Genomic DNA, 9,732 nt, shown 5'->3' with positions numbered 1-9,732 from the left:
TTCTCGATAATCCGATATGTATTCTGTAAGCTTCCCATTAAGGAAACATTAACGATAGCCGGGGAAATAGAGGTTGCCAGTACCGGCCTCGTGCTGAGAAGCGGCCGGTACTGGCGATCGATCAGCCAGCCTTGGCCTGGGTATTGGCCACAGCCTTCTTCGCAGGCTCGGACTTGGCTGTCGCTTTCTTGGCCTCAACAGGTTTGTGCGTCGGCGCATGCTTGGCCGGTGCCGCCTTGGTGGCCGCAGGCTTGGCAGCCGCTTCCTTCACTGCAGGTGCAGGCGCGACCGGGGCGGGCGCGGCTTGGGGAACAGGCGCTGGGGCTGGCGCCACTGCTTCAGCCTTGGCAATCGGCTCTGCCTTCACCTCGGGCGTGTCCGCCCCACCAAACAGACGCTTGAAGAAGCCAGGTTTGTCCTGCTTGGCCTCATCGACAGGCTTCGACTCAGCTTTGGCAGGCGCCGCGTCAGGCTTGTCAGCCTTGTCAGACGAACCACCAAACATGTTCGAGAAGAACCCACCCTTGCTCGCCTTGGCGGCCGCCGAACCCGCCGCCGCCGCTGCGACCGGTGCCGCCTTGGCAGGGTCAAACGACTTGCCGGCCAGCAGATCCTGGGCCTGGCTGGCCGCACGCTGGCCGCTGCGCAGGGCGCCTTCCAGGGTGCCTGGATACAGGGCGTCGGTGTGCTCGCCAGCAAAAGTGATGCGCTGCACCGGGCGCTCCCACAGGCGCCAGTACTTGCTGATCTGCCCTGGGCCATAGGCCAGATAGGCGCCGCCGGTACCGGCGTCGGTGCTGTAGCGCTTGACCTCGTAACCGGTGAAGGCACCACGGGCCTGCGGGTAGAAGGCATGCAGGCGTATCAGCACCTGGTCGACCATCTGCTTGTCGCCAAACGCCTGCAGCAGGCGGGCGTTGTCGCCGGACAGGTTGATGACCACGTTGGCGCCGCCCTTGAGCGCCGGCTCGATCCACAGCATGCCAAGGCCGGCGTTACTGAAGATTTCGCCCGACATGCGCGCGCGGCTTTCCCATACCGGCTTCTTGAACTTGAGCATCAGCTGGTCGCGCCAGCCATAGTTGGTACCCTTGAGCGCGGCCAGGTGCTGGCTGTCCAGGCCTGGGGTCATCTGGATTTTGGCCAGGGCGCGCAGCGGCACGGCCATTACCAGGTAATCCGCCTGGTAGCCGACGCTGCCGACTTTTACCGTGACGCCGTCCTTGTCCTGGACAATGGCGGTGACCGGCGAGCTGGTCTTGATGGTTTTCAATTGCTTGACGAAGGCCTGGGCCAGCACCGGGCTGCCACCGGGCAGCCGCGCGGCGCGCAGGTCGCGGTCGCTGACGCCGCGGTACACGCGGTTCTGCTGGGCGAAGTACAGCAACGACAGGCGCGACGGTTCATCGTAGCGCGTACGGATCTGCTGGTTGACCAGCTGGCGGGCGGTGGTCGGCAGTTGCAGTTTGTCCAGCCAGGTGGAGACGTTGATCTGGTCGAGGGCGAACAACGTGCTGTTTGCTTGCGGGTTCAGCGGGTCGTCGATCGAACGGGCCAGGTCGTCGAGGGTTTTCTCGTAACGCTTGAGCGCCTCGGCGGTAGCCGGCTGCTTGGTGGCCAGGTCGGTGGCACTGAAGTACTCGCCGTCGATCAGGTAACCGGGGGTACGCACGAACTCCGGCGCTGGCAGTGTTTCAAGCTTGAAACGGTCCAGGTACTGGTTCAGCACCGGCTGCGCCTTGGCATTGCCGATCCACTCGCTGGTTGCCAGGCCAGAACGCCCGCCCATGCCCGCCTTGGCCTCCAGCAGCGTCACCTGCCAGCCTTTGTTCTGCAACTCGTAGGCGGCCGTCAGGCCTGCCAGGCCGCCACCTACGACAATTGCCGTGGGCGTCTTGTCCTTTGCCAGCGCGGCGCCGCTGGACACACCAATCAATACCAACGCGCACAGGCGCACCCAAGCAGCAGCCATGTTGGCGAACTCCGAGTCAGAGGTTACAGAAACGGGGAGAGGCAGGGATGCCCCAGGAAGATGCGTTAAGAATACGTCAGGTCCGACCACCCTGCCAGCGCAGTGACATCAAGTCCTTTTGGCAACTGACATTTTTGCCAGTAGCCATGTCACACGATGGCAGGTAAAGCTGGCGAAGTTGGCCAGCAGCCCCGCCAGGAGGGCATACGCATGATCTTCGAGGAGCACTTCCAACACGTCGAACGGCAGTATCTGTGGCACAAGCAGACGCTTCATATGGCATCCGGGCTGAGTATCCGCTCCAACAGCACCTCCTGGACCGGCTTTCATGAAGCGTTCAAGGGTGAAGACGGCACCGAACTGGTGATTGGTGAACACAGCGACGTGGAAATCACCTTCGCCCAGGAAGTCGAATGCTTGCGGCTGGAATACTATGTGGTCAGCGATTTTCTCTGCGACGACCTGCACATGTTGTTCGATGCCGAGAACCAAGACCATGACCTGGCTGCACCGACGCTGCTCAACTTCTACTGGCTTACCTTGGAAGGCAACGGCTTGCGCGACCTGCGCCCCGGCCCCATCGCCACACACCCCTACTACCAGCTGATCGAAGGGCCATTCCGGCGCCTGACCATTTCCACCTCGCAGGCTGGCACCGTGCACATCCGTCGCCTCGAATGGACCGGCACCCACCGCCATTGAACGGCAGCGGTTGTCCTGCCCTGCGGCATTGCTTAGGCTTACGCGGTCGAACCACGCCGTAAAGCCAGGAGAAGTGCCGATGGGCCTCAATGATCAGTGGATGCAACGCGACCTCAAGGTCCTGTGGCACCCCTGCACCCAGATGAAAGACCACGAGCAGCTGCCGCTGATCCCGATCAAACGCGGCGAAGGTGTGTGGCTGGAGGACTTCGAAGGCAAGCGCTACCTGGACGCGGTGAGCAGTTGGTGGGTCAATGTGTTCGGCCACGCCAACCCGCGCATCAACCAGCGCATCAAGGACCAGGTGGATCAGCTGGAACACGTGATCCTGGCCGGTTTCAGCCACCAGCCGGTCATCGAGTTGTCCGAGCGCCTGGTGGCCATGACCCCGGCCGGCCTCGACCGGGTGTTTTACGCCGACAATGGCTCGTCGTGCATCGAAGTGGCGCTGAAGATGAGCTTCCACTACTGGCAGAACGTCGGCAAACCGGACAAGAAGCGCTTCGTCACCCTGACCAACAGCTATCACGGCGAAACCATTGCCGCCATGTCGGTAGGCGATGTGCCGCTGTTTACCGAAACCTACAAGGCGCTGCTGCTCGACACCCTCAAGGTGCCCAGCCCCGATTGCTACCTGCGCCCCGAGGGCATGAGCTGGGAAGAGCACTCGCGCAACATGTTCCAGGCCATGGAACAGACCCTGGCCGAGCACCACGCCTCGATCAGCGCCGTGATCGTCGAGCCGCTGATCCAAGGTGCAGGCGGCATGCGCATGTACCACCCGGTTTACCTCAAGCTGCTGCGCGAGGCCTGCGACCGCTACGACGTGCACCTGATCCACGACGAGATCGCCGTGGGCTTCGGCCGTACCGGCACGATGTTCGCCTGCGAGCAGGCCGGCATCCGCCCAGACTTCCTGTGCCTGTCCAAGGCCCTGACCGGCGGTTACCTGCCGCTGGCCGCCTGCCTGACCACCGACAAGGTGTACCAGGCCTTCTACGATGACTACCCGACCTTGCGTGCGTTCCTGCATTCGCACAGCTACACCGGCAACCCGCTGGCGTGCGCAGCGGCGCTGGCGACCCTGGACATCTTCGAGCAGGACAACGTGATCGAGGCCAACAAGGCTCTTGCCACGCGTATGGCCACAGCCACTGCGCACCTGGCCGACCATGCTCACGTTGCCGAAATTCGTCAGACCGGCATGGCCCTGGCCATCGAGATGGTGAAAGACAAGACTGGCAAGGTTGCCTACCCCTGGCAAGAGCGGCGTGGCCTGAAGGTATTCGAACACGCCCTGACCCGCGGCGCCCTGCTGCGGCCGCTGGGCAATGTGGTGTACTTCCTGCCGCCGTATGTGATCACCCCGGAGCAGATCGACTTCCTTGCCGAGGTGGCCAGTGAAGGCATCGACATAGCCACCCGCGATAGCGTCAGCGTTGCCGTGCCGGCCAACTTCCACCCCGACTTCCGCGATCCGGGCTAAGCCCGAAAGCCGGCGCCGACCCCCTGTAGGAGCGGCCTTGTGTCGCGAAAGGGCCGCGCAGCGGCCCCAAGCAATTCATGCATCGCCGCTGAAACCCTGGGGCCGCTGCGCAGCCCTTTCGCGACACAAGGCCGCTCCTACAACGGGCGAGTAAACCTTTAAAACGAGCACCCCATGAGACTGTCCCGCTTCTTCATCGACGCCCCCCTGAGCCTTGGCGAACACGACCTGCCCGAGGCCCAGGCCCACTACATCGGCCGCGTGCTGCGCATGGCCCCCGGCGACGCCGTGCAGCTGTTCGACGGCAGCGGCCAGGAATACCTCGGCCAACTGCTTGAAGTGGGCAAGAAAACCGTGCGTGTCAGCCTCGACCAAGCCCTCACCGGCCAGGCCGACTCACCGCTGCACGTGCACCTCGGCCAAGGCCTGTCGCGCGGCGAACGCATGGACTGGGCGATCCAGAAGGCCACCGAACTGGGCGCCAACGAAATCACCCCGATCGTCAGCGAACGCTGCGAAGTGCGCCTGAAGGACGAACGTGCCGACAAACGTCTGGCCCACTGGCGCCAAGTGGCGATCAGTGCCTGCGAACAATGCGGGCGCTCAACCTTGCCGGTCATCCACCCACCCGTGCCCCTAACCGAGTGGCTGAGCAGCACTCAGGCTGACCTGAAGCTGGTCCTGCACCCGGTGGCCGAGCCGCTCACCAGCCATGCCAAGCCTGCAGGCCTGGCCTTCCTGATCGGCCCCGAAGGCGGCCTTAGCGAAGCCGAAGTCGAACAGGCCAAAGCCGCCGGTTTCCACGCAGCACGCCTTGGCCCACGCGTGCTGCGCACCGAAACCGCGCCGGTGGTGGCGCTGTCGGTGGCACAGCAGCTGTGGGGCGACTTTTAACTAACGCACATAGAACGACACCGCCACGAAGTGCATGAGGCTGCCGGCAATTACGAAGAGGTGCCAGATGCCGTGCCAGTGGCGGAAACGGCTATCGAAGGCGAAGAAGATGATGCCGACGGTGTAGAACACCCCGCCGGCCGCCAGCCAGGTAAAACCTGCGGTGCCCAGCGTATTGAGCAATGGCTTGACTGCAACCAGCACGATCCAGCCCATCACGGCATAAATGATGATCGACAGGATCCGCGCCTCGGAGCGCGGCTTGATCTCCTGCAACATGCCGATCACCGCCAGCCCCCAGACCACACCGAACAGGCTCCAGCCCCACGGGCCGCGCAGGCTGACCAGGCAAAACGGCGTGTAGCTGCCGGCGATCAACAGGTAGATCGACAGGTGATCGAGCTTGCGCATGATCACCTTCGCCCGCCCGCGGGTGCTGTGGTACAGGGTGGAAATGCTGTACAGCAACAGCAGCGTGCTGCCGTAGATGGAGAAACTGACGATCTTCCACGGGTCGCCTTGCAGGCCCGCGACCACGATCAGCCAGATGGCACCGATACAGGCGAGGACAGCACCGACCAGGTGAGTCCAGGCGTTGAAGCGTTCACCGTAATACATGCAAACACAGACCTCCCGAGGTGGGCTGGGTTCCTGAAGCAGTCTTTTTCGGCCTTACATCCTACCCAAGATCAGGTTGCAGATCCGCGTCACGCACCAGCCTTTCCAATGCAACCAGGTCCGGCACCCTTGCCACCTGCTCGCCCACCTGCACCGCCGCCAACTCCAGGCGCCCCAGTGCCACGTCCACATAGTTGAGCTGGCTGTCGAGCTTGCATGAACGCGGGATGTCCTGCAGCAACAGCGCCAGGTAACGCAGCCCGGTATCGCCCAAGGCATTGAGCACCACTACGCGTGCCCGCTCACCGCACGGCGTCTCGCCACCGCACGCCGCCTCGAAACCAATCAGCGGCAAGCGTTGCTGGCGCCAGTCGATCCAGCCCAGGTGCCAAGCGGGATCACCGTGCTGACACACCAGGTTGCGCTGCCCGCTCAACTCGGCCACCGCCACGTTGGGCAGCACCAGGGTGCGGTCACCCAACGGCAGCAACAGCCCGGTCAGGCTGCTGCGTTGGCCGGCAATCAGTTCAAGCATGGGTCTGGCTCCAATGGGCGATGCTCTGCAACAACAGCGACTCCTGGTACGGCTTGCCCAGGTACTCGTTGACGCCGATGGCCATGGCGCGGTCGCGGTGCTTCTGCCCGGTACGCGAAGTGATCATGATGATAGGCAGGTCCTTCAGGCGGGCGTCACGGCGGATACGTGTAGCCACCTCGAAACCATCCATACGTGGCATCTCGATGTCCAGTAGCAACACGTCGGGCCGGTGCTCTTCCAGCAAGGCCATGGCGTCAACACCGTCTTTGGCTGTGAGCACGCTCATGCCGTGGCGCTCCAGCAGGCGGCTGGTGACCTTGCGCACGGTTACCGAATCGTCCACCACCATCACCAGCAAGGGGCGGCGTGGTGCCGGGCCAAGCAGTTGGCGTTGGCTGCCACCAGCGGGCAGGCGAGCCAGCCGTCGCTGCTGGCCGCGCAGCTGGCCCAGCAGGTCAAGAATCAACACCACCCGACCATCGCCCAGCAACGTTGCCCCCGACAACCCGGCAACCGCGGCAAACTGCGGCCCCAAGCTTTTCACCACGATCTCGCGGCTGGGCGACAGGCCGTCGGCCTGGATGGCGAACGATTGCTCCTTGGCATGCACCAGCAGCACCGGCAATGGCACGCTCTGCCCCAGTAGCGTCGGGCGTGGCACACCTTGCAGCAACTCGCCCAGGTAGCGCAGCTCGTATTCGTGGCCGGCGTAGACATAACGTGGCGCGTCCAACTGGTAGCACGCCGCCAGCTCGGCCGGCGGCACACGAACGATACCTTCGATGGTATTGAGCCCAATTGCGTACTGCTCTTCGCCCAGGTGCACCATCAACGCGCGGTTGATGGACACCGTGAACGGCAGGCGGATCAAGAAGCGCGCGCCTTTGCCCTGGGCCGACTCGATGCTCATCGAGCCCCCCAGTTGCTTGACCTCCTCATGCACCACATCCATGCCCAGCCCGCGACCGGAAATTTGGGTGATCTTTTCGGCGGTGGAAAAGCCCGGGCGCAGGATGAACTGCAGGATCTCGTGATCGCTCAACTGGGCCTGCGGGTCCAGCAGGCCGCGTTTGATGGCCTTGCGCCGCACCGCCTCCAGTGGCACGCCGGCACCGTCATCGGTCATTTCGATGACGATATCGGCACCTTCGTGCAACAAATTCAGGTGAATGGTGCCCTGCTCCGGCTTGCCGGCAGCCAGGCGCATTTCGCGGCTTTCCAGGCCATGGTCGACGGCGTTGCGCAGCATATGCTCCAGCGGCGCCACCATGCGTTCGAGTACGCTGCGGTCCAGCTCACCCTCGGCATTGCCGACCACCAGCTCCACCTGTTTGCCCAGCTCGCTGGCCACCTGCCGCACCACGCGCTGCAAGCGCGGAACCAGGCGTTCGAACGGCACCATCAGGGTGGCGGTCAGGCCTTCCTGCAACTGGCTGTTCACCCGCGCCTGCTGCTGCAGCAGGCTATACGCCTCCTGAGCGCGCTGGGCCAGGGTTTCCTTCAGGTCGAGCAGGTCCGAGGCAGACTCGAACAGGGCCCTCGACAGTTGCTGCAGCTGCGAATGGCGGTCCATTTCCAGCGGGTCGAAATCGTCATAGGCATCGCCTTCGAACTGCTGACGGCTGGAAATTCGCCCTTGGGTCTCGACGTCCAGGCGCAGCAACTGGTCGCGCATGCGCTCGAGGGTGGTTTCCATCTCGTTGAGGGTGAACTGCGCATCGTTGACCTGCTGCTCGATGCGCCCACGAATGATCGAGTGCTCGCCGGCCAGGTTACCCAGGTCGTCGAGCAGCTCGGCATCGACCTTGACCATGTCGCCCGGCACCCGCTCTGGCGCCGCTGCCGGCACTTCGGCGGTTGCAGCCTCCAGCGCTCCCTGGCCCGCGGCACTGTCGGTCAGTGCCGCGCTGCTGAAATTGCGAATGTAGTCGATCAGCGCCGTGGCAGCATGCAGCGGCTGCCCCAGGCGCACGGCATCGAGCATGTGCGCCAGACGGTCGTGGCAGTTCTGTAGCAGGGCGAACAGCGGCGCGCTCGGTGGCAAACGGCCGGCGGCCAACAGTTCGTAGAGAAACTCCAGTTCGTGGGCCAGGTCGCCGATCGGGGCGATTTCGACCATGCGCGCCACGCCCTTGAGGGTGTGCAGGTCGCGCATCAGGTTGTCCACCTCGACGCTGTTGCGCGGGTCGGCCTGCCAGCGCGCCAGGGCTGCTGCGGCGCTTTCGACGATGTCCGAGCTTTCTTCGAGGAACACTTCCAGCAGTTCTTCGCCGGGGTTTTCCGGCTTCTCGACCAGCGGCTCGGCGGCCCCCGGCAGCAACGACGGGTGCCCCAGCCCCAAGGTATCGGTCAGGTCCATGTCCGGGTGCAGCGGTGTGACCGTATCAATGCCCACAAGGCCGGTTGCATCCGGGGGCAGGGCCTGGTCCAACAGGTTGCGCAGGCTGCCAACCAGTTCTGGGCGCGGCGCCAGATCCTGTCCAGCCGCCACTTCGTCGAGCATGTCCAGCAGGGCTTCATGGGCGTGCTGCGCCTGGGCGAAGAAGCGTGCATCGGCGGGCAGGCTGCCCTCTTCTACTGCACCGTACAGGTCGAGCAAGGCCTCGCACACATCATCCATCTGCCACAGGTCAGCCAGGTGAGCGGCATGGCCCAGGGTGGTCATTTCATCAAGCAGGGTGTCCAGTGCGTCACGCTGACCTGGCTGCTGCTGCCAGCGCGACAGCACCGACTCGGCATTGAGCAGAATGTCCATGGCCTGGGCCAGGAAACTGGCGACCAACTGCGGGTCGCGCTTGCTGCGCCGCGCGTGCTGCGGGTCGTCATGCAAGCTGGCCAGGCGGCCGTACACTGCCTGGCCAACCTGCTCGATCAGCTCCGCAGCGCCGGGTATGGCAGCCAGCGGCGTACTGTCAAGTTGCGCCAGGCCCAGATGAAACAGCGAGCGCGCGGCTTCCAACCATTCCATCTCGGCCATTTGCAGCGGCAGTTGATGCCCCTTGTACTCACGGGCCAAGCGGTCGAAGGCGGTGGCGAGTTCAGCGACCGGCATCACCCCGGCCATGGCGGCACTGCCTTTGAGCGTGTGCAGGGCACGCTGCAGGCCATCGCTGACCGGCGTATCGTGACCATCGGCGCCCTGCAGGAAGGCATCGAGGCTGGCCAAGTGGCCCTGCGCTTCACTGCGGAAAATATCCAGTAACTGCGGATCCAGGCCATCGATATTGGCCGTGGCTGGTGCGTCGTTTTCAGCCAGGGCGTGCAGGTGCCCAGCCAGTTGCTCGATTTCGGTCAGTTGCGGCAGCTGGCCGGCGGCAAAGTCGGCCAGCAAATCGGGCAGATGGACAAACACCTGCTGCAGGGCCACCACGCCCTCCGGGCTGAGCACGCTGCGGCCTTCCAGTACCCGGTTCAGCAGGTGCTCGGCGCCCCAAGCCAGTTCAGCCACCGCCTCGGCATGCACCATGCGACCGCTGCCTTTGAGGGTATGCAACGCACGACGTACTTCCCCCAGCGCCCCAC

General features: G+C 64.0%; 7 protein-coding genes. 3 read left to right on the top strand and 4 right to left on the bottom strand.

Annotation, left to right across the window (positions count from 1 at the left end; translation table 11 throughout):
• Positions 1-121: 121 nt before the first annotated feature.
• Complete coding sequence (locus APH42_RS27730) at positions 122-1,972, bottom strand: flavin monoamine oxidase family protein (RefSeq protein WP_060494674.1); 1,851 nt, start codon at positions 1,970-1,972, stop codon at positions 122-124.
• Between the two features lie 210 nt (positions 1,973-2,182).
• On the opposite strand from APH42_RS27730, the gene APH42_RS27725 reads away from it, so the two are divergent.
• From APH42_RS27725 to APH42_RS27715, 3 genes are all read left to right on the top strand, one after another.
• The gene (locus APH42_RS27725) at positions 2,183-2,674 is read left to right on the top strand and encodes a hypothetical protein (protein ID WP_060494673.1); all 492 of its coding nucleotides are present in this window, start codon (positions 2,183-2,185) and stop codon (positions 2,672-2,674) included.
• Positions 2,675-2,753: 79 nt separating this feature from the next.
• Positions 2,754-4,160, top strand: coding sequence for an adenosylmethionine--8-amino-7-oxononanoate transaminase (locus APH42_RS27720; protein WP_060494672.1), 1,407 nt, complete (start codon positions 2,754-2,756; stop codon positions 4,158-4,160).
• A gap of 174 nt (positions 4,161-4,334) precedes the next feature.
• Positions 4,335-5,054, top strand: coding sequence for a 16S rRNA (uracil(1498)-N(3))-methyltransferase (locus APH42_RS27715; RefSeq protein WP_012274545.1), 720 nt, complete (start codon positions 4,335-4,337; stop codon positions 5,052-5,054).
• Here the strand turns inward: APH42_RS27715 and APH42_RS27710 are convergent, their stop codons facing one another.
• From APH42_RS27710 to APH42_RS27700, 3 genes are all read right to left on the bottom strand, one after another.
• Positions 5,055-5,672: a hemolysin III family protein gene (locus APH42_RS27710; RefSeq protein WP_012274546.1), complete on the bottom strand. Its 618-nt coding sequence runs from the start codon at positions 5,670-5,672 to the stop codon at positions 5,055-5,057.
• 61 nt (positions 5,673-5,733) lie between these two features.
• Positions 5,734-6,207: a chemotaxis protein CheW gene (locus tag APH42_RS27705; RefSeq protein ID WP_012274547.1), complete on the bottom strand. Its 474-nt coding sequence runs from the start codon at positions 6,205-6,207 to the stop codon at positions 5,734-5,736.
• On the bottom strand, positions 6,200-9,732 hold a 3,533-nt coding region (locus tag APH42_RS27700; RefSeq protein ID WP_060494671.1), incomplete at its 5' end, for an Hpt domain-containing protein. The genes APH42_RS27700 and APH42_RS27705, both read right to left, overlap by 8 nt.

Origin of the sequence: Pseudomonas sp. NBRC 111140 (genome assembly GCF_001320885.1) — a bacterium.
Classification (GTDB): domain Bacteria; phylum Pseudomonadota; class Gammaproteobacteria; order Pseudomonadales; family Pseudomonadaceae; genus Aquipseudomonas; species Aquipseudomonas putida_P.
This window is presented reverse-complemented; position numbering and strand designations above follow the sequence as displayed.

Coding starts and splice junctions, on each gene's coding strand:
- APH42_RS27730 (WP_060494674.1), bottom strand. CDS start 1,972: ATGGCTGCTGCTTGGGTGCGCCTGTGCGCGTTGGTATTGATTGGTGTG.
- APH42_RS27725 (WP_060494673.1), top strand. CDS start 2,183: ATGATCTTCGAGGAGCACTTCCAACACGTCGAACGGCAGTATCTGTGG.
- APH42_RS27720 (WP_060494672.1), top strand. CDS start 2,754: ATGGGCCTCAATGATCAGTGGATGCAACGCGACCTCAAGGTCCTGTGG.
- APH42_RS27715 (WP_012274545.1), top strand. CDS start 4,335: ATGAGACTGTCCCGCTTCTTCATCGACGCCCCCCTGAGCCTTGGCGAA.
- APH42_RS27710 (WP_012274546.1), bottom strand. CDS start 5,672: ATGTATTACGGTGAACGCTTCAACGCCTGGACTCACCTGGTCGGTGCT.
- APH42_RS27705 (WP_012274547.1), bottom strand. CDS start 6,207: ATGCTTGAACTGATTGCCGGCCAACGCAGCAGCCTGACCGGGCTGTTG.